General features: G+C 72.1%; 19 protein-coding genes. 11 read left to right on the forward strand and 8 right to left on the reverse strand.

Features of this window, described 5'->3' with window-relative positions; translation table 11 throughout:
• Positions 1-4: 4 nt before the first annotated feature.
• On the reverse strand, positions 5-1222 hold the full coding sequence (locus ABZY12_RS27815) for an amidohydrolase family protein (protein WP_356894991.1): 1218 nt from the start codon (positions 1220-1222) through the stop codon (positions 5-7).
• 174 nt (positions 1223-1396) lie between these two features.
• Between ABZY12_RS27815 and ABZY12_RS27820 the strand changes: the two genes are divergently transcribed.
• The gene (locus tag ABZY12_RS27820) at positions 1397-4357 is read left to right on the forward strand and encodes a BTAD domain-containing putative transcriptional regulator (RefSeq protein ID WP_356894993.1); all 2961 of its coding nucleotides are present in this window, start codon (positions 1397-1399) and stop codon (positions 4355-4357) included.
• Between the two features lie 241 nt (positions 4358-4598).
• The gene (locus ABZY12_RS27825) at positions 4599-4817 is read left to right on the forward strand and encodes a hypothetical protein (RefSeq protein ID WP_356894995.1); all 219 of its coding nucleotides are present in this window, start codon (positions 4599-4601) and stop codon (positions 4815-4817) included.
• A 214-nt stretch (positions 4818-5031) separates the two neighbouring features.
• Here the strand turns inward: ABZY12_RS27825 and ABZY12_RS27830 are convergent, their stop codons facing one another.
• Positions 5032-5790 (reverse strand): GntR family transcriptional regulator, encoded by a 759-nt coding sequence (locus ABZY12_RS27830; protein ID WP_356894997.1) that lies wholly within the window; start codon positions 5788-5790, stop codon positions 5032-5034.
• A 247-nt stretch (positions 5791-6037) separates the two neighbouring features.
• On the opposite strand from ABZY12_RS27830, the gene ABZY12_RS27835 reads away from it, so the two are divergent.
• From ABZY12_RS27835 to ABZY12_RS27845, 3 genes are all read left to right on the forward strand, one after another.
• The gene (locus tag ABZY12_RS27835) at positions 6038-6286 is read left to right on the forward strand and encodes a hypothetical protein (protein ID WP_356894999.1); all 249 of its coding nucleotides are present in this window, start codon (positions 6038-6040) and stop codon (positions 6284-6286) included.
• A gap of 85 nt (positions 6287-6371) precedes the next feature.
• Positions 6372-6599 carry a hypothetical protein gene (locus ABZY12_RS27840; protein ID WP_356895001.1) on the forward strand — a complete coding sequence of 76 codons (228 nt, stop codon included), beginning with the start codon at positions 6372-6374 and terminating at the stop codon, positions 6597-6599.
• Positions 6596-6886 carry a hypothetical protein gene (locus ABZY12_RS27845; protein WP_356895003.1) on the forward strand — a complete coding sequence of 97 codons (291 nt, stop codon included), beginning with the start codon at positions 6596-6598 and terminating at the stop codon, positions 6884-6886. Before ABZY12_RS27840 ends, ABZY12_RS27845 begins: the two co-directional genes overlap by 4 nt.
• Before the next feature lie 84 nt (positions 6887-6970).
• Here the strand turns inward: ABZY12_RS27845 and ABZY12_RS27850 are convergent, their stop codons facing one another.
• Positions 6971-8527: a FadD3 family acyl-CoA ligase gene (locus ABZY12_RS27850; protein ID WP_356895005.1), complete on the reverse strand. Its 1557-nt coding sequence runs from the start codon at positions 8525-8527 to the stop codon at positions 6971-6973.
• 94 nt (positions 8528-8621) lie between these two features.
• Here ABZY12_RS27850 and ABZY12_RS27855 point away from each other — a divergent pair, with 94 nt between their 5' ends.
• Genes ABZY12_RS27855 through ABZY12_RS27865 form a run of 3 tightly spaced genes read left to right on the forward strand, consistent with a single transcriptional unit; the run spans position 8622 to position 10969 of the window.
• A complete protein-coding gene (locus ABZY12_RS27855; RefSeq protein WP_356895007.1) occupies positions 8622-9764 on the forward strand; it encodes a lipid-transfer protein in 1143 nt (380 codons plus the stop codon).
• Positions 9765-9770: 6 nt separating this feature from the next.
• Positions 9771-10196, forward strand: coding sequence for an OB-fold domain-containing protein (locus ABZY12_RS27860; protein WP_356895009.1), 426 nt, complete (start codon positions 9771-9773; stop codon positions 10194-10196).
• The gene (locus ABZY12_RS27865) at positions 10193-10969 is read left to right on the forward strand and encodes an enoyl-CoA hydratase/isomerase family protein (protein WP_356895011.1); all 777 of its coding nucleotides are present in this window, start codon (positions 10193-10195) and stop codon (positions 10967-10969) included. The genes ABZY12_RS27860 and ABZY12_RS27865 overlap by 4 nt, the downstream gene beginning before the upstream one ends.
• A 3-nt stretch (positions 10970-10972) precedes the next feature.
• Here ABZY12_RS27865 and ABZY12_RS27870 read toward each other — a convergent pair whose 3' ends face one another.
• Positions 10973-11518, reverse strand: coding sequence for a hypothetical protein (locus tag ABZY12_RS27870; RefSeq protein ID WP_356895013.1), 546 nt, complete (start codon positions 11516-11518; stop codon positions 10973-10975).
• 112 nt (positions 11519-11630) lie between these two features.
• Between ABZY12_RS27870 and ABZY12_RS27875 the strand changes: the two genes are divergently transcribed.
• Positions 11631-12275 (forward strand): hypothetical protein, encoded by a 645-nt coding sequence (locus tag ABZY12_RS27875; protein WP_356895015.1) that lies wholly within the window; start codon positions 11631-11633, stop codon positions 12273-12275.
• A 40-nt stretch (positions 12276-12315) separates the two neighbouring features.
• On the opposite strand, the gene ABZY12_RS27880 is transcribed toward ABZY12_RS27875, so the two are convergent.
• A complete protein-coding gene (locus tag ABZY12_RS27880; RefSeq protein ID WP_356895017.1) occupies positions 12316-14736 on the reverse strand; it encodes a PQQ-binding-like beta-propeller repeat protein in 2421 nt (806 codons plus the stop codon).
• A gap of 103 nt (positions 14737-14839) precedes the next feature.
• Positions 14840-15739, reverse strand: a complete 900-nt coding sequence (locus ABZY12_RS27885; RefSeq protein WP_356895019.1) for a VOC family protein — start codon at positions 15737-15739, stop codon at positions 14840-14842.
• Positions 15740-16036: 297 nt separating this feature from the next.
• Between ABZY12_RS27885 and ABZY12_RS27890 the strand changes: the two genes are divergently transcribed.
• Entirely contained in the window at positions 16037-16684 is a 648-nt protein-coding gene (locus tag ABZY12_RS27890; protein ID WP_356895021.1) for a TetR family transcriptional regulator, read from the forward strand.
• A 93-nt stretch (positions 16685-16777) separates the two neighbouring features.
• Here the strand turns inward: ABZY12_RS27890 and ABZY12_RS27895 are convergent, their stop codons facing one another.
• Entirely contained in the window at positions 16778-17254 is a 477-nt protein-coding gene (locus ABZY12_RS27895) for a nitroreductase family deazaflavin-dependent oxidoreductase (protein ID WP_356895023.1), read from the reverse strand.
• On the reverse strand, positions 17254-18462 hold the full coding sequence (locus tag ABZY12_RS27900) for an acyl-CoA dehydrogenase family protein (protein ID WP_356895025.1): 1209 nt from the start codon (positions 18460-18462) through the stop codon (positions 17254-17256). The genes ABZY12_RS27895 and ABZY12_RS27900 overlap by 1 nt, the downstream gene beginning before the upstream one ends.
• A 127-nt stretch (positions 18463-18589) precedes the next feature.
• On the opposite strand from ABZY12_RS27900, the gene ABZY12_RS27905 reads away from it, so the two are divergent.
• Positions 18590-19777 (forward strand): acetyl-CoA acetyltransferase, encoded by a 1188-nt coding sequence (locus tag ABZY12_RS27905; protein ID WP_356895027.1) that lies wholly within the window; start codon positions 18590-18592, stop codon positions 19775-19777.
• Positions 19778-19921 lie beyond the last annotated feature (144 nt).

Raw genomic sequence — 19921 nt, forward strand, 5'->3', positions numbered from 1 at the left:
CCGGTCATGGGCGCCAGAGCCCCTCCGGCGTCAGGCCCAGCAACTCGATCGCGTTTCCCCGCACGATGCGCTCGACCACATCCGGCGCCAGGTGCCCCATCTGGGCCTGGCCGACCTCGCGGGACTTGGGCCACGTGGAGTCGGAGTGCGGGTAGTCCGTCTCGTACAGGACGTTGCCCACCCCGATGTCGTCGAGGTTCCGCAGCCCGAAGGCGTCGTCGAAGAAGCACCCGTACACATGCTCGGCGAACAGCTCCGACGGCGGCCGGAGCACCTTCTCCGCCACTCCACCCCAGCCGCGGTTCTCCTCCCACACCACGTCCGCGCGCTCGAGGATGTAGGGGATCCACCCGATTTGGCCCTCCGCGTACATCACCCTCAGGTTCGGGAAGCGCTCGAACTTGCCGCTCATCAGCCAGTCGACCATCGAGAAGCAGCAGTTGGCGAACGTGATGGTGGAGCCGACGGCGGGCGGGGCGTCGGCGGAGGTGGACGGCATCCTGCTGGAGGAGCCGATGTGCATGGCGACGACCGTGCCGGTCTCGTCGCAGGCCCGCAGGAACGGGTCCCAGTAGTCGGTGTGGACCGACGGCAGTCCGAGGTGCGGCGGGATCTCGGAGAAGGCGACGGCGCGCACGCCCCGGGCGGCGTTGCGGCGGACCTCGGCGGCGGCGAGCTCGGCGTCCCAGAGCGGGATCAGGGTGAGCGGTATGAGCCGGCCCTGCGCCTCCGGGCCGCACCACTCCTCCACCATCCAGTCGTTGTAGGCGCGCACACCGAGGAGCCCGAGCTCGCGGTCGCTCGCCTCGGTGAAGGTCTGCCCGCAGAAGCGCGGGAAGGTGGGGAAGCAGAGCGCGGACTGGACGTGGTTGACGTCCATGTCGGCGAGCCGGTCGGGCACGGAGTAGGAGCCCGGGCGCATCTGCTCGTAGGTGATCACTTCGAGCCTGATCTCGTCGCGGTCGTAACCGACGGCGGTGTCGAGCCGGGTCAGCGGCCGGTGCAGATCCTCGTACACCCACCAGTCGCCGATCGGCCCGTCGTCACCCTTGGCGCCCATGACGGGCGCGAACCTGCCCCCGAGGAAGGTCATTTCCTTCAGAGGGGCTCGGACGATCCGGGGCCCGGTGTCGCGATACCGGGACGGGAGCCGGTCCCGCCAGACGTGCGGGGGCTCCACGGTGTGGTCGTCCACCGAGATGATCTTCGGGAAGGTCTCCATGCGTTTCACGGTAGCGCTGATCTGACGACCCGTCAGCTATCAGGGCTCCGGATCCTGCCGGATCTTGTCGGATCCTGTGGCAGGACTTGTGCAGACAGTCACCCGATGCTGACGCGCCCCCTCCGGACAAGGCAGACTGTCTTGGGCGAAACCAGCGGTACGGCAGGGGGAGCTATGGACCGTGAGAACGGCCCGCGAGTTCCGGAGCAGCGAGCTCCGTCGACAGGTGGTCCCGACGACGTCGGTCACGACCTGCGCTTCGGCGTGCTCGGCCCGGTGCGCGCCTGGCGGGCCGGAGAAGCGCTCCCCTCCGGGTCACCGCAGCAGCGGGCGCTCCTCGCGGCGCTGCTGCTGCGCGACGGGCGCACGGCCACGGCCGCCGAGCTGATCGACGCCATCTGGGGCGACGACCCGCCCTCGCAGGCGCTGGCGGCGGTACGGACGTACGCCTCGCGCCTGCGCAAGATCCTGCCGCCCGGGGTGCTCGTCAGCGAGTCCGGCGGCTATGCCGTCCGCACCCACCACTCGGCGCTCGACCTGAACGTCGCCGGTGACCTGGCGGCCGAGGCGGAGAAGCTGCGGGCCGCCGGGGACCGCGGCGAGGCGCGGGCCCGGATCAACAAGTCGCTCGGGCTGTGGGACGGCGAGGCACTGGCCTCCGTACCGGGACCGTACGCCGAGACGCAGCGGGTCCGTCTGGAGGAGTGGCGCCTCCAACTGCTCGAAACCCGACTGGACATGGATCTGGAGGCCGGCGCGCACGCGGAGGCCGTCTCCGAACTGACGGCGCTCACCGCCGCCCATCCGCTGCGCGAGCGGCTCCGCGAACTGCTGATGCTCGCCCTCTACCGCAGCGGGCGGCAGGCGGAGGCGCTGGCCGTGTACGCGGACACCCGCCGGCTCCTCGCCGACGAGCTGGGGGTCGACCCGCGCCCCGAACTGTCCCGGCTCCAGCAGCGGATCCTCCAGGCGGACGCCGAACTGGCCCGCCCGGTCGAGGAACCGGCACCGGCACCCGTCGTCTCCCGACCCGCTCAACTTCCCGCGACGGTCCCCGACTTCACCGGCCGCGCCGCCTTCGTACGGGAGCTAGGCGACCGGCTCGCGACCGCCGAGGGCTCCGTCATGGCGGTCTCGGCGCTCGCCGGCATCGGCGGCGTCGGCAAGACGACCCTGGCCGTGCACGTGGCGCACGAGGCCCGTCCGCACTTCCCGGACGGCCAGCTCTACGTCGACCTCCAGGGCGCGGGTGCGCGGGCCGCCGCCCCCGAGACGGTCCTCGGGGCGTTCCTGCGCGCCCTGGGCACCCCCGACTCCGCGATCCCGGACTCGCTGGACGAGCGGGCGGCGCTCTACCGCTCGACGCTCGACGGCCGACGGATCCTGGTGCTCCTCGACAACGCCCGGGACGCGGCCCAGATCCGGCCGCTGCTGCCGGGCACGGCGGGCTGCGCGGCGCTGGTGACCAGTCGAATCCGGATGGTGGACCTGGCCGGGGCGCATCTGGTGGACCTGGACGTGATGTCCCCGGAGGAGGCGCTCCAGCTCTTCACCCGCATCGTCGGCGTGGAGCGGGTCTCGGCGGAGCGCGAGGCGGCCCTCGACGTGGTCGCGGCCTGCGGCTTCCTGCCCCTCGCGATCCGCATCGCGGCGTCCCGCCTGGCGGCCCGCCGCACCTGGACGGTCGCCGTCCTCGCGGCCAAGCTCGCCGACGAGCGCCGCCGCCTGGACGAACTCCAGGCGGGCGACCTCGCGGTCAAGGCCACCTTCGAACTCGGCTACGGCCAGCTGGAACCGGCCCAGGCCCGCGCCTTCCGCCTCCTGGGCCTCGCCGACGGCCCCGACATCTCCCTCCCGGCGGCGGCGGCCGTCCTCGACCTCCCGGCCCAGGACACCGAGGACCTCCTGGAGGCCCTGGTGGACACCTCTCTCCTGGAGTCGGCGGCCCCGGGCCGCTACCGCTACCACGACCTGGTCCGCCTCTACGCCCGTGCGTGCGCGGAGCGGGACGAACAGCCCCCGGTCGAGCGGGAGCGGGCCCTGTCGCGCCTCCTCGACTTCTATCTGTCGACGGCCTCCCGGGTCTACGCGATCGAGCGGCCGGGTGACCGCCTGGTCGACCACCTGGAGCCCACCGAGTACGAGGGCCTGACCTTCACGGACCGCCACGCGGCCCAGGACTGGCTGTACGCGGAGGCGAACTGCCTGCTGGCCCGCGTACGCCAGTCGGCGGGCGCGGGGACGTTGCGGCGGGCGGTCGACCTGCTGTGGGCGGCGCTGGACCTGGCGGAGTCGGGCGCGAACTCGAAGGAGTACGAGGCGGTGGCCGCGGGCCTCCGCGACGCGGCGGCCAGGGCGGGCGACACCCGGGCCGAGGGGCGCGCGGCGATCACGCTCGCGTACGTCCACCACGTCTCCGGCCGGTTCGACCAGGCCGACCAGGAGGCGCGGGAGGCGATGCGGCTCGCCGAGACCGTCGAGGACCGGCTCCCCCAGTGCTGGGCGGCGAACACCCTGGGAGTGATGGCGGTCTACCGCAACCGCTACGCCGAGGGCGAGCAGTTCCTCAACCGCGCCATCGACGCCTTCCGCGAGTGCCAGGACGGCCCCGGCGAGGCGAGTGCCCTGTGCAATCTCTCCCGCATCCATCTCGTCACCGGACGCACCGCGAGCGCCGTCAGCCTGGCGCGGCAGGGCGCCGACATGTACGACCGGATGGGCCACGCCCTGAAGGGGGCGAACGGCCGCTATGCGATGGGCGTGGCACTGACCCAGAGCGGTCAGCTCAGCGAGGCGTCCGAGAGCCTGGCCGCCGCGCTGGAGGTCTTCCGGGACAGCCGCCAACGCCTCTGGGAGGGCATGACCCTCTTCCGGCTGGCGGAGGTCGAGGTCGCCGGCCGACGGTTCGCGCAGGCGGCCTCCCAGGCCGAGATGGCCCTGACCGTCCTCCGGGATGTCGGCGGCGACTGGCGTCGCGGCAACGTGCTCACCGTCCTGGGCCGCGCCCTGCACGGCATAGGGCAGCTCGGCCGGGCCGAGGTCTGCTGGCGGGAGTCGTTGGCCATCCACGAGAAGCTGGGCTCCCCGGAGGCGGCGGAGGTCAGGTCGCTGCTGCAACCGGCCGCGGCCGCCTGACCGCCGGCCTGACCGTCTTCCCCCGCCCCCGGACTGGGCGTTCATCGTTCGTTTATCGCCACCCGGCATGCTCTCACTCATCGATCCGTCGCGTCGGGGGGCAGACGGGTCGCCGGTGAGGCCATGGCCCCGACGCACTAGGGTGATCGGCCCTGCGCAGAGGCCCGTTCGGCAGTCCACGGGGGAACAGCCGGACGGGTCTCGCCGACCCATCTGAATCGAAGCATCAACAGGAGTTGCGATGAGCGACGAGCAGATCATCAAGCCGACGAACATCCACGTCACCGGCGGCGAGGCGGCCGACATCGAGACGAAGAACATCCACGTCACCGGCGGCGAGGCCACCGACGCGATAGCCGAGAAGATCGGCATCAAGAACATCCACGTGACGGGCGGCGGCGAGGACGGCGGCACCGCGTCGACCGAGAACATCCACGTGACGACGGAGCCGGCCAAGTAGACCACTCCCCACGGGGCGCAGCCCCGGCGGCACCATCGGGGGAGTCGCCGGTGCTGTGGAGGTCCGGGACGCCGGAGCGCGAACGCTCGGGGGACGCCCGACGGGTCTGGGGGGACCCGGCGGGCAGGGCGCGGCGCGAAAGCGACCGGACGCAAGAAGGAGGGGCCGGGCATCCGCCCGGCCCCTTCGCCGTGCGCGGGGCCTTGGTTTCGCCTTACGAGGCGTCGAGGTCGATGACGAAGTCGACGACGGTCGTGTCACCCCGCCGCACGATGGGATGCGCGACCTCGACCACGCGCCCCGAATCCGCGATGTGCCGCCGTGTATAACGCAACACCGGCACACCGGAACCGATACGCAGCGCCGCCGCCTCGTCCTCGCTGGGCATGCCGCACGTGAACGACTCGGTGATGCGGGCGACCGTAATCCCCAGGCTGGCCAGCTGCGCCCGAGTTCCGCCCGGCCACGGCTCGTGGATGGGATCGGCGACCGGCGTTCCGGCGACGTCGCTCCACCGCACGTAACTGGTGCTCAGCTGCGTCGGCACGTCGTTGTCGTAGAAGACGAAGTGCCGCGCGAGGAGCCGTTCGCCCGCCTCACACTCGAACAACGCCGCCACTTCCGTGTCCGCCTGGACCTTCTCGAAGCGCTTGTCGAGCCGGTACTCCGACCATCCGATGCCCTGATCCCGTGTGAACGGCGTGGACTTCGCTCCCGGAGCGGCTCGATAGCGATCCGCCGCCATCCGATGCACAGGCGGGCGCGGGCGCACCCGGGTACCCGCACGTGCGCGGCTTTCGATCACACCCTCGTTGCGCAGCAGCCCAAGCGCGTTGCGAACGGTGACCTCCGAGACGCCGTACTCCTCGCACAACGCGGGGAGGATCGGCAGCCGTTCACCAGGCCCGAACTCCCCAGAAGAGATACGACGCCGCAGGTCAGCGGCGATCCGCTGGTACTCGGGCTGTGCCACGCCACACCACCGTTCCGAACGAGCATCCCAATCTGCATACACATAATGTCCCGCCCGGCTTGACCGACGCCAACCGCATCGGCATTCTGATTACAGATAACCGCTATCTGTAATCAGATAACGGCTGGGAGGTGCCATGCCCGCTTCGGGCTGTTCGTGGTCCAGATGCTTCGGGGCCGTGCCACAGGAGGCACGAAGCGTTCGGTGCTGGACGAGGAGCCACATACCGGAGGGCGACGCCCCGCTGGTGGCGCACGAGCTGTTCGTGGCATGTCTAGGCACGCGACCGGTCTTCGTCGAGATGACGCTGTCCACGGCAGACCACCGCATCCGCATCACCGCCCGAGGCCCCGTCGAGCTTCCCGTCCGTTGCAGCCACGGCCCAGGGCTCGCCATCATCCGGGCCTTCAGCACCACCAACGGCACGACCAGTGACGGCTGCGCGGTCTGGGCTGAACTCGTCATTGGCAATTCGGCTCTGGAAGAGGCCCGTTGAAATGCTTCCCACGCTCGTCCGACTCGCGTCCCGAGTCCGCTCACTGGTGACGCCCACCGGTCGCCACCGTGCCGGCCTCACTCCCGTGCGCCCTGAGCCGCCACCGCCACCGCCTCCCCCGACGCGCCCCGCCCTCGCCGTCCGCGCCTGGCACGCCCCCATCGACGGCGCCGCCACCGCCCTCGTACGCCCCTATCTCCCCGCGTACGAGCGGGAGGAGGCTGTCCGGCAGCAGCGCCGGATCACCCTCCTCGCCGCCACGTACGGCATCGATCTCGACACCCGTGTCATCCACCCCTTGGAGACGGCATGAATCCGATCCGCTCCCCGCGTCCGCTCCCCTGGAGCGGTGCGGACGGCAAGCCCTGCTACCTGATCGGTGACGGCACGGGGCGTCTGTCCCGTCTCGCCGATCAGATCGAGACCGTTCAGCTCGGCCTCGCCCGCCAGATCCTGGAGCGGGCCCACGACACCCTGACCGGCGAGCGCCCGTCACCCGAGGAACTGCACGTCCTGGCCGGTCACCTCGTCGCCGCCCTGCGGGACGCCCTTCTCATCGCCGAGTGTCGCGACACCTCCGGCGTCGGCGAGACGCCATGAAGGCATGCATCGGTGTACAGGGCTGCGCCCGGGCCGCCACCCAAGCCGTCGTCCTCCTGCCCCCCACCGGCCGGAGCTCCGCCCCTACCCGTCCCCCCTCGTCTGAGCCCGCAGCACCCCCTTCACCACCTTCCCGCTCGCGTTCCGCGGCAGCTCCCCCACGAACTCGACCTCCCTCGGCACCTTGTAGTTCGCCATCTCCCGCCGCGCCCAGGCGATCAGGTCGTCCCCCGTCACCCGCGCTCCCGCCCGCCGGACCGCGAACGCCTTGCCCACCTCGCCGAGCCGGGGGTCCGGGATGCCGACGACCGCCACATCGGCGATGTCGGGGTGGAGGCCGAGGAGTTGCTCGATCTCCGCCGGGTAGGCGTTGAAGCCGCCGACGATGAACATGTCCTTGATCCGGTCGGTGATCCGCAGGTTGCCCGCCTCGTCCAGGACACCCACGTCACCCGTGTGGAGCCAGCCGTCCGCATCGATGGCCCGGGACGTCTCCTCCTCGTCCTCGAAGTAGCCGCGCATCACGTGGTGGCCGCGGACCAGGACCTCGCCCGACTCCGACAGACGGACCTCCGTGTCCGGGATCGGACGGCCCGAGGTGGTCGCGATCGTCTGGGCCGGGTCGCCGCGGCGGCACATGGTGACGATGCCGCTCGCCTCGGAGAGGCCGTACGCCGTCAGTACCGTGCCGACGCCCAGCTCGCCGCGCAGGCGCTCGACCAGCCGGAGCGGGACCACCGCGGCGCCCGTCACCACGAGACGGAGCGCCGAGAGGTCGTACGCGGAGCGGGACGGGTGGTCCAGGAGCGACTGGTGCAGGGTCGGCGGGCCGGGGAGCACCGAGATCCGTTCGGCCGCGATGTTCGCGAGGACCGTGTCCACGTTGAAGACCGGCTGCGGAATCATGACCGCGCCCCGCATCAGGCAGGCGATGATCCCGGCCTTGTATCCGAAGGTGTGGAAGAACGGGTTCACGATCAGATAGCGGTCGCCCTCCCGCAGGCCGGCGAGGTCCGCCCAGACGCCGTAGCAGCGCAGCGTCTGCGCGTGGGTGATCACCGCTCCCTTCGGGGCGCCCGTCGTCCCCGAGGTGTAGATGATGTCCGAGGCGGCCGAGGAGTCGATCGCGTCCGCCCGCCGCCGCACCTGGGACGACGGTACGCCGTCGCCCGCCGCCAGGAAGGACTTCCAGGTCAGATAGTCGTCGGGAGCGGTGTCACCCAGCACCACCACCCGTTCCAGGTACGGGAGTTCCACCTCGGCCCGCCGCAGCGACGCGACGTAGGACGTGCCCAGGAAGGTGCCGGTGACGAAGAGCAGCCTCGCCCGCGAGCGGGCGAGGACGTACGCCGCCTCCGTGCCCTTGAAGCGGGTGTTCAACGGGACCAGGACCGCGCCCGCCGTCACCGCGCCGAGCGCCGAGACGATCCAGTCCAGGGTGTTCGGCGCCCAGATCGCGACCCGGTCGCCCGGCTCGACGCCGGACGCCATGCAGGCCGCCGCCGCGCGTTCGACGCGTGCGCCCAACTCCTCGTACGAGACGCGGGTACGGCCCTCGACGACCGCCTCCGCCGCGCCGTACCGTTCGGCCGCCGAGCGCACCAGCCTCGGGATCGAGCCCCACTCCAGGTCGCCGCGCATCTCCCACCTCCCATGAGCTGACTATCCGTCAGATTAGCTGTAGCCTGACGCGCTGTCAGCAGCTCGACAGTCGCTTGCGATCGGGGAGGTTGCAGTGCTCAAGGACGCCACCGCCATCGTCGGAATAGGGCAGACAGCGTTCGCCAGACAACTCCCCGAGTCCGAGAAGGCCCTCGCCTGCCGGGCGATCCTCGCCGCCCTCGACGACGCCGGCATCGCACCGGCCGAGGTGGACGCCTTCGCCTCGTACACCATGGAGGAGACCGACGAGGTCGAGATCGCCAAGTCCATCGGGGCCGGAGACGTCACCTTCTTCAGCAAGGTGGGCTTCGGCGGCGGCGGCTCGTGCGCCACCGTCGGCCACCTGGCCGCCGCCATAGCCACCGGTCAGGCCGGCGTCGGCGTCGCCTGGCGGTCGCGCAAGCGGGGCAGCGGGCCGCGGCCGTGGAAGAACACCCGGGCGCAGCTCCCCACCCCCGGGCAGTGGACCCGGCCCTTCGGACTCCTGCGCCCCGCCGACGAGATCGGCATGCTCGCCCGCCGCTACATGCACGAGTACGGCGCCACCCGCGACCACCTCTTCAACGTCGCCCTCGCCTGCCGCAACCGCGCCAACCAGAACCCCGCCGCGATCATGTACGAGCGGCCCCTCACCCGCGAGATGTACATGACCGCCCGCTGGATCAGCAAACCCCTCTGCCTCTTCGACAACTGCCTGGAGACCGACGGGGCGCTGGCCTGCGTCATCGTCTCCGCCGAGCGGGCGCGTGACTGCCGGCAGAAGCCTGTCTACGTCCACTCCACGGCCCAGGGCCTGCCCGCCCAGCACCACGGCATGGTCAACTACTGGAACGACGACCCGCTGTCCGGCCCCGCCTGGACGGCCGCCCGACACCTGTGGAAGCGGGCCGACTTCGGGCCCGAGGACGTCGACGTCGCGCAGATCTATGACGCCTTCACTCCCCTCATCCCCCTCTCCCTGGAGGGCTACGGCTTCTGCGGGAGGGGCGAGGGGGCCGCGTTCACGGAGGGCGGCGCCCTGGAGACCGGCGGACGGCTGCCCCTCAACACCGGGGGCGGCGGCCTCTCCGAGGCGTACGTCCACGGCTTCAACCTCATCAACGAAGGGGTGAAGCAGCTCCGCGGCACCTCCACCGCCCAGGTCCCCGGCGCCGCCACCTGTCTGGTCACCGCCGGCGAAGGCGTCCCCACATCGGCTCTCCTGCTGAGGAGTTGATCCCCCATGCTCACACCCGTCGTCGACGAGGACGGCGCCCCCTTCTGGGAGTACGCCGCCCGGGGCGAACTGCGGATCCAGAGCTGTGCCGACTGCGGCGAACCGCGCTTCCCGCCCCGGCCCTGCTGCCCGCACTGCCAGTCGTTCGACAGCGAGTGGCGCCGGATGTCTGGCCGCGGACAGATTTGGTCGTACGTCCTGCCCCACCCGCCACTCCTGCCCGACTACGCCGCCCAGGCCCCGTACAACGCCGTCGTCGTCGAGCTCGCCGAAGCGCCCCGCATCCGGCTCGTCGGCAATGTGGTCGCCGCCCCGGACGACCCGCTCGACTCGGTCGACCCGGCGCGGCTGCGGATCGGGGCCCCGGTCCGGGTCGCCTTCACCGAGATCGACGGCATGGCCGTCCCGCGCTGGCTGCTGGAGCGCGGATGAGCGTCCGGGTCGAGACGGACAAGGAGTCCGGGGTCGCGGTCGTCACCCTCGACCGGCCCGCGAAGCACAACGCGCTCACCGTGGAGATGGCGGGCCGGCTCGGCGCCGTGTGGCGGGAGTTCCGGTACGCGGACGAGGTGCGGGCGATCGTCGTCACCGGCGCGGGCGGCACGGCCTTCTGCACCGGCATCGACCGCACGGCCGCCACCGGGATCCCGCAGCCCTCCTCCCCGTACACGATCGACGACCCGCTGCTCGCCATCGGTCCTAAGGCGAACGACCTGTGGAAACCGGTGATCGCCGCCGTCGAGGGCATGGCCTGCGGCGGGGCGTTCTATCTCCTCGGCGAGGCGGAGTTCCTCGTCGCCGGCGAAGGGGCGACCTTCTTCGACCCGCACACCACCTACGGCATGGTCAGCGCCTTCGAGACCGTCCACATGGCACAGAGGATGCCGTACGGCGAGGTCGCGCGCATGGCGTTGACGGGAAGCGCCGAACGAATCTCGGCCCGGCGGGCGTACGAGACGGGGCTGGTGTCCGAGGTGACGGAGCCCGGCGGCGCGCTGGACGCCGCCCGTCGGGCCGCCACGGTCATCGCCTCGTACCCGACGGAGGCGGTGCAGGGCACGGTCCGGGCTCTGTGGTCGGTCAAGGAGGCCGCCCGCGCCCAGGCCCTCGCCCACGCGCCGCACCTCGTCGCGCTCGGGAACCTGCCCGCCGAGCGGCAGGTGGAGCTGTTCACCCGGAGGGGGGACGGTTTCCGGCTGCGGTGAGGGTCAGGGCCTGCCCACGCGCCAGACCTCGCACTCCTCCACCCTGTCCACGGTCTTCGGCTTCGCCATGGCGACGTCGAAGGTCGTGGTCGCGCCGGGCTCGACGGTGACCACCTTGTCCACCGTGTCGACCACCTGGTCCGGGGCCCTGAACCGCAAGGTGACCTTCACGGTCTCCGTGGCGGTCGCGCGCGAGGTGATCTCCAGCGTCGCCGTGGTGTCCGCCTTGCGGGCGGGCTTGCCCTTGCGCTTCTTCTGGGCGGGCTTCACGCAGTCGACGACCACGACCTCGAAGTCCGACGTGGGGCTGGAGGTCGCCGTCACCGTCGGCTCCGAGGTGTACTCGCCGCCGGAGCCAGAGCCGGTGTCGTCGTAGTCGTAGTCGTCGTTCTTCTTCTTGGAGCTGGAGCAGCCGCCGCCACTGTCCCCGCTCGAGCCGCCCCGGCTCTTGCCGCTGCTCTTGCCGCCGCTGCTGCTCGTCTGGAACCCCGTCAGCGCGAGCACCACGACCGTGAGCGTCGCCGCGAGCCTGAGCCGTCGCCGCACCATCTTTTCTCCCCCGTCATTTCTGTCGTGTTCGCGCCACCCTAGCGCCGCGTGGCGGGGCCCCCGCACCCGGCGTAGCGTCGAGACCGAGAGCCGGACCGAAGGAGGCCGAGCGATGGTCCGCAACGTCATCGGCTCCGTCCTGGCGCTCGCCGGAGCGACGGCCGCCGTCTGGAGCCCCTTCCGTGCCTGGTACGACGGCCGTCACGGCAGCCACTACCGCATCGACGACCTGTTCGGCGGGATCACCAACGCCAGGGCCGAGGTCATCGGGTCGATCCTGCTGCCGTTGGCCTTCGCCGCCCTCGTGACCCTGATCGGCCTGCTGCTCCGGTCCCGCCTGCTGGTCGCGCTCGCCGGGGTGATCGTGCTCGGCTTCACCATCCTGTGGATGGTGCGGGTCGGTCAGGCCGAGAACGGCCTGACGGTCGGCGGCGACGCCAGGGGGCTCGACCACGGGGTGTTCTACGCCCTGGGAGGCGGGGTGCTGCTCCTGCTCGCCGCGGCGGTCATGTCGGGCCGCCACCGCGAGCACGCGATCCGGGTCGACGATCACGCGCCGCCGCGCGAGACCGGCGCGGGTGACGCGCCCGTGTACCCCCCTGACGCGGGCGCACCGACACGGACGATGGACCAGCCCGGCTGGGACCGGCAGGGCCAGGGCGAAGGCCAGTGGGACCAGGGCGGGGCCGGCCACCGGCCCTACTACCCGGACCACCCGGACCAGTCCGGCGAACCACCGCCGCATCAGCGCCCCTGAGCCCACAGCGAGCCCATGGGGAGCCCCACGGCCCGGTCGGTCACACTCGCGGCGCCGCCGCTCCCCGTCCCGTCGCCGTGCCCTTGACCGCGTCCAGCGCGTAGACGCAGCGGTCCTTGCTGCACGCGTACACGACCCCGCCCCGCGCCACCGGCGAACCGGTGATCTCGCCGCCGGTGGCGAGCTTCCAGCGCAGCTGGCCGCCCGTCGCGTCCAGCGTGTACAGGACGTGGTCCGCCGAGCCGAAGTGCACCCGGCCGTCGGCGACGACCGGGGTCCCGATCAGCTCGCCGCCCGCCGCGAACCGCCACTTCGGTGTACCCGTCACCGCGTCGAGCGTGTACAGCGCGCTGCCACTGCCCACGTGCACGTTGCCGTCGACGACCAGGACCGGCTCGACCGACTGGCGCGACTCGGTGGCGATCCGCCAGCGATCCTGGCCGGTCGTCGCGTCGAGCGCGTACACCGTGCCGAGATAGTCGGCGAGATAGACACCGCCGCCGGTGACGGCGGGCCCCGGGGCGAAGGCCGGCGGCGAGAGGAAGACGGCGGGCGCCTCGAAGTGCCAGCGGACGTGCCCGCTCGTGACGTCGATCGACAGCACGCGCGTACCGGCCGAGACGTACACGCAGCCGTCCTCCGCCTGGGCCACCCGGACCGGCACGCTGCCGCAGGAGGCGGCGTCACCGATCGGGTACGACCAGCGCTCCACGCCCGTCCGCGCGTCCAGGGCCTGGAGCCGGGCGTCGCGCCACACGTACACCGTGTCGCCGTGCACCGCGGGCCCCGCCTCCGGGGTCTCGAAGTCGGTCTGCGCGCCGGTGATCTCCCACAGCTTGGCGCCGTTGGAGGCCTCCCAGCCCTGGACCCCGCCGCCCCGCGTGCCCGTGACGACCGTGCCCCGGTCGACCTTCAGGGAGTACACCCAGGCGTCCGTCTGCAGCCGCCAGCGCTCACCGCCGTCGGCCGCGTCCAGCGCGTACAGCGTCGGCCCGTCGGAGGCGTGGATACGGCCCTGCGACACCGCCATGGACCAGGCGACGTCCCGGGTCTTGAACTGGCGGCGGCCGCTGGCCACATCGAGCGCGTGCACCTCGAAGGAGGTGACGTAGAGCAGATCACCGGCGACGACCGGGGTGCCCCAGACGTCATTCGACATCCGGAAGCGCCACGGCCGCCAGTGACCGGGCTCGGGCGCGGGAGCCGGTGCGGGCGGGGCCTCCGGGGCCGCGGCCGGCGAGGGCAGCGGACGGGAGCCGGGCCGCGGACCCGGCTCGGCACCGTTCGCACCGCCGCCGGGCGGACGGATCCAGCCGGTGGCCGGGCCCGCGTCGGCGCCGAACCCGGCGCCGACGGCGGCCCGGGTGTCGGCCACCCGGGGACCGGGGCCGATCGGGACGGCGGCGCCGGCGAGCCGTACGGGCCCGGCGGAGTCGGCCGGAGCCGCATGGCGCCCGCCACCGGCCTGGCCACCGCGCGGGTCGCCGCTCCACTCCGGCGCCCGCCGGGGCGGACGCGGCGGCGCGGGCGGAACCGGAGGCGCGGCGACCGGCGCCGGGACGCTGGTGCGGCCACCCCGCCGGTGCTCGATCATGGCCGTGGCGCGCTCCGGCAGCCAGGCCGAGGCCGTACCGCTGTCGTCGCTGCCCGAGCCGAACAGATGGGGCGCGAGCTGCGCCTGCAGATCGGCCGGGGTGGGGCGGCGCGCGACGTCCATCTGCATGCAGGACTCAATAAGCGGCCGCAGCTCGTCCGGCAGCCCCTCAAGGTCGGGACCCTCCCTGAGCAGCATGAACACCGTCTCGACGGGGTTGGCGCCGTGGAAGGGGGCATGGCCGGTGGCGGCGAAGACCAGCATCGAGCCGAGCGAGAAGACATCGCTCGCGCCGGTGACGCTGCGCGAGTCACGGGCCTGCTCGGGCGACATGTACGCGGGCGTGCCGACGGCGACGTTGGTCATGGTCAGCCGGGTGTTGGAGACGCCGGACGCGATACCGAAGTCGATCACTCGCGGTCCGTCCTCGACGACGAGGACGTTGGAGGGCTTGAGGTCGCGGTGGACCAGGCCCGCGCCGTGGATGGACTGCAGGGCCTCGGCGACACCGGCGGCCAGCCAGCGCACGGCCTGCGCCGGGAGCGGTCCGCACTCGTTCACTATCTCTTCGAGGGAGGGCGCGGGGACGTATGCGGTGGCCAGCCAGGGCACGGCCGCCCGGGGGTCGGCGTCGACGACGGCCGCGGTGTAGAACCCGGAGACGGCCCGCGCGGCCTCGACCTCACGGGTGAAACGGACACGGAACAGCTGGTCCTCGGCGAGCTCGGTCCGCACGGTCTTGATCGCCACGCGCCGCCCGGACGCCGAGCGCGCGAGATAGACCAGACCCATACCGCCTGCACCGAGCCGGCCCAGCACCTCGAAGGGCCCGATCCGTCTCGGGTCGTGCTGCGTCAGCTGCTCCACTTGCCTGCCACCTCCCCGTACGGGCCATGAGAATACGGCCCCGTGGCCCTGATTCTTCCTGTCCGAGGCGGTGGTTGCGAACCCGGGGGCGGATCGGGGTGTGTCAGGTCATATCCCCGGCCTCGTCGGCTTTCGCGGCGGCGGGCTCGCCGGTGGGGCCGGAGGTGGCTTCGGTGGTGGCTCCCGTGGTGGTTTCGGCGGCTCGCTCCTCGGACGGATCGGCCGGCTCCGCCGGCTCGGCCAGGACCGCGAAGCGGGCGCCCTGGTTGTCGTGGAGGACGGCGATCCGGCCGTGCGGGGTGTCGAAGGGCGGGTTGGTGACGCGGCCGCCGAGGCGGACGGCCGTCTCGCAGGTCTCGTCACAGTCGCGGACGGCGAAGTAGACGAGGATGTGGCCCGGCATCTCGGCCGGGAAGGCGTCGGTCAGCACGGCCCGGCCGCCGAAGGCGGAGTCGTCGCCGGGGCGGGAGCCGGGCGGCGACCAGACGCGGTAGTCGAAGCCGCTCTCCCTGCCCTCCTCGGCCGCCTCCACCTGGCGGCCCAGGTAGCCGAAGACGGAGGCGTAGAAGGTGTCGACCTTGTCCGGCTCCCTCGTATAGACCTCCATCCAGCAGAAGGACCCGGGGAGCATCGTCTTCTCGAAGCCGTTGTCGTCACCCGCCTGCCGCAGTCCGAAGACGGCGCCGCCGGGGTCGGCGGCGAGCGCCATGACGCCGAAGGGCCCGACGGGGTACGGCTCCATCACCATCTGGCCGCCGGCCGCCTTGATCCGGGCCGCCAGCACACCGGCGTCCTCGGTGGCGAGGTAGACGGTCCAGGTGGTGGGCATCCGGCCGTCCCGCTTCGGTACGAGGCCGGCGACCCGCTTTCCGTCGCTGAGGGCCTCGTCCCGGTCGGGGTCGAAGGTCCAGCCGAAGAGCTCGCGGTAGAACCGCTTCCCCGCCTCGAGGTCGGGGAGCTGCGCGTCCACCCAGCAGGGGGTGCCCTCTGTGAATGCGGCCATGGCTCCACGCTAGGGCGGCCGGGTGCGGCCCGCACGCCCCCAAAATAGAACATAAGATCATGAATGACCTTCGCGGCCCTTGATTTCCTTGGTTTGTCCACCAAAGTTATCCACAGGCTGTTAATAAGCCTATTCGGGTGTGGGTCCTCCCGGAAACGCCGGGGAAAGGGCCGGGAGACCGGGGGGAAAGACCGGGGAGGGATCCGGCAGAAGTGCGGGGAGAGGTTCGGAGGAGGGGTGCACCCCATTTGCAGTCGGTCGAATCGCGCGCCGATCACCCGTCGGTAAGCTGACGGCATGACAGGACAAGTACGCACCGTCGACGGCCGCGTGGCCGGACGACGAGGCCAGGCGACGCGGCAGAAGCTGCTCGACTGCCTCAGCGAGATGCTCAGCTCCTCGCCGTACCGGGACGTCAAGGTCATCGACGTGGCCCGGAAGGCGGGCACTTCACCCGCGACGTTCTACCAGTACTTCCCCGACGTCGAAGGCGCCGTCCTCGAGATCGCGGAGGAAATGGCGAAGGAGGGCGCGGCGTTGACCGATCTGGTCTCCGGCCGGTCCTGGGTCGGCAAGGCCGGCTGGCAGACCTCCGAGGAACTCGTCGAAGGATTCCTCGACTTCTGGCGCAAGCACGACGCGATCCTGCGCGTCGTGGACCTGGGCGCCGCCGAAGGCGACAAACGGTTCTACAAGATCCGTATGAAGATCCTGAACTCGGTCACCAACTCCCTCACGGACACGGTGAAGGAGCTCCAGTCCAAGGGCAAGGTCGACAAGGACGTCAGCCCGGCGGCGATGGCGGGCTCCCTCGTGGCGATGCTGGCCTCGGTGGCCGGCCACCAGAAGGGCTTCCAGACCTGGGGTGTGAAGCAGAACGAACTGAAGCCCAATCTGGCGCTGTTGGTCCACCTCGGCATCACGGGCAAGAAGCCGACGAAGTAACCCGCGCCCTCCCTTCACCCGTCCTGTCGCGCCGGCGGCGGTCCCGTCCGAGAGACCGCCGCCGGCGTTCCCCTGTCCGGACAGGACTCGGCCCTACGGCCTTCGCGTCAGACGGAAGAGCCTGATCTCCCGCTCGACCCGCGCCTGGTACGTCGCGTACGGCGGCCAGAAGCCGAGCACGGCCCGCCACGCCGCCTCCCGCTCCTCCCCCGCGAGCAGCTCCGCCCGCACGGGAATCTTCTCGCCGCGCCAACTCACCTCCGCCTCGGGGTGTTTCAGCAGGTTCCCGGTCCACGCGGGGTGCCCCTCGCGGCCGAAGTTGGACCCGATCAGCAGCCAGGTCCCGCCGGGTTCGTGCATGCACGCCAGCGGCGTCACGCGGGGCAGACCCGACTTCGCCCCCCGTACGGTGAGGACGACGCCCGGCAGCATCCGGGCGCTCGGCAGCACCTTTCCCCGCGTCAGCCGGTGCACGGTCCGGTCGAAGGCCGGGACGACGTGCGGCGCCACCTTCGCGAACATCCGGGTGGACGACACCTTCCGCACCAGACGCACGCCGAGGGCACTCATCAGGCCGCCACCTCCCCGGTCCCGATGCCGCCCCCGGCGCCCGGGCCGAACAGTCCCGTCTCCCGCGCCGCCCAGGCCCGCAGCCCGCGTACCGGCCCGAAGAGCAGCTCGTCCGCCGTCGCCCGTTTGAAGTACAGGTGGGCCTCGTGCTCCCAGGTGAAGCCGACCCCGCCGTGGAGCTGGATCGTCTCCCCCGCCACCATCCGCAGCGCCTCCAGGCCGGCCGCGAGAGCGAGCCCGCCCGTCCCGCCCGCGGCGGGCTCGTGAGCCGCGTGGTACGTCAGCGACCGCGCCGCCTCCACCTGGACGTACAGGTCGGCCAGCCGGTGCTTGACCGCCTGGAAGGAGCCGACGGGGCGACCGAACTGCTCCCGCGTCCCGACGTACTCGACCGTGCGGTCCAGGGCCGCCCGGGCCGCGCCCACCGCCTCGGCGGCCGGCATCACCGCCGCCGCCCGCCCCGCCCCGGCGAGCGCTCCGGGCACGTCGACAGGCTCCTCGCCAAGCAACTCCCCCTCCACGTCCCTCAGTTGTACGACCGCCTGGGAGCGGGTGACGTCGAGCGTCGGCTGCCGCCGGCGTACCAGCCCAGCAGCGTCCCCGCGCACCAGGAACAGCAGGGTGCGGCTGCGCGCGAACCCCCCGGTGTGCGCGGCGACCAGGAGCAGTCCGGCGCTGTGCCCGTCGAGGACCTGCGCCGCCTCCCCGTACAGCCGCCACCGCCCGTCGGCCCTCCGCGCCTGCACGCCGCCGGCGCGGCCGCCGCCGGCCCATGCGCCGTCCGTGTTGTCGCCGGTGAGCCCGAGGGCGAGGGCGAGGGAGCCGCCGGGGACGGCGAGGGCGCAGGTCAGGGAGCCGTCCGCCACGGAGGGCAGCAGCGCGGCGCGCTGTGCGTCGGTACCGAGGGCGGTGATCAGCGGGGCAGCGAGGACGGTGGTGGCCAGGAGCGGCGAGGGGACCAGGGCGCGACCGGTCTCCTCGCAGGCCAGGGCCAGCTCCGCGGGGCCGCAGCCGACACCGCCGTACTCCTCCGGAAGGGTGAGGCCGGGCAGACCGAGGGCGGTGGACATCCGGCGCCACAGGTCGGTGTCGTACCCCTCGGGGGTCGCGACGGCCGCTCGTGTCTCGCCGGGCCCGGCCCTCTTGGCCAGCAGGTCCCGCAGGGTGCGGCGGATCTCGTGCTGTTCTTCGGTGACGGCGGCGTGCATGGGGCTCCCCTCCGTAACTGACGGGCCGTCATGTTAGGGCGGGCCGACGCGGATGCACAGAGTCGGGGGCCGCGGATCTCGTCCGGCGACCGCGCCGCTCCACCGTATCTGATGTACCGTCAGATTTATGCCCACCACTTCACGGAACCGCTCCGGGCGCCGCGTCGCCGTCGTCGGCATATCCCTCTCCGACTGTGGCCGCGTCGACGCGGCCACGCCCTACGCCCTGCACGCCCAGGCCGCCCGCCGCGCCCTCGCGGACAGCGGGCTCGACCGCTCGCTGATCGACGGCCTGGGCTCGGCGGGCCTGGGCACCCTCGCGCCGGTCGAGGTGGCGGAGTACCTGGGCCTGCGCCCCCGCTGGGTGGACTCGACCGCCGTCGGCGGCGCCACCTGGGAGGTGATGGCCGCCCACGCGGCCGACGCCATCGCCGCCGGTCACGCCAACGCCGTCCTGCTCGTCTACGGATCGACCGCCCGCGCCGACATCAAGGCCGGGCGCCGCACCGCGAACCTCTCCTTCGGAGCGCGCGGCCCGCTGCAGTTCGAGGTTCCCTACGGCCATACGCTCGTCGCAAAGTACGCGATGGCCGCGCGCCGCCACATGCACGAGTACGGAACGACCCTGGAGCAGCTCGCCGAGGTCGCCGTCCAGGCGCGCGCGAACGCCGCCCCCAACCCGGAGGCGATGTTCCGCGACCCGATCACGGTGGACGACGTCCTGAGCGGCCCGATGATCGCGGACCCCTTCACCAAGCTGCACTGCTGCATCCGCAGCGACGGCGGATGCGCGGTGCTGCTGGCGGCCGAGGAGTACGTACCGGACACGACGAAGGCGCCCGTATGGGTCCTCGGCACGGGCGAGCACGTCTCCCACACCACGATGTCGGAGTGGGAGGACTTCACGGTCTCGCCGGCGTCGGTCAGCGGGCGGATCGCCTTCGAGCGGGCCGGGGTGCGGCCGCAGGACATCGACCTCGCGGAGATCTACGACGCGTTCACCTACATGACGCTGGTGACGCTGGAGGACCTGGGCTTCTGTGCGAAGGGGGAGGGTGGGGCGTTCGTCGAGAAGGGCCGGCTGACGGTGGGGGGCGGGGGGCTGCCGGTGAACACCGACGGGGGCGGCCTGTCCGCCTGCCACCCGGGGATGCGGGGACTGTTCCTGCTGGTGGAGGCGGTGCGGCAGCTGCGCGGGGAGGCGACGGGAGCGCAGGTGCGGCGGGCGGACGGGAGTCTGCCGGAGCTGGCGGTGGCGTCGGGGACGGGCGGCTGGTTCTGCTCGTCGGGGACGGTGGTGCTCGGCCGCGGCTGAACACCACCACTCCACCACTCGGATCTATACAGGCGTCATAGACAATCGTTTAGGACGTCCGTATAGTCGCTGGCGCGGGGCCCGAAGCCCCCCCCCCCCCCACGAGGAGTACCCCCCAGACCAAAAACCCCCCCCCCCGCCCCC

Origin of the sequence: Streptomyces sp. NPDC006551 (assembly GCF_040611675.1) — a bacterium.
GTDB lineage: Bacteria > Actinomycetota > Actinomycetes > Streptomycetales > Streptomycetaceae > Streptomyces.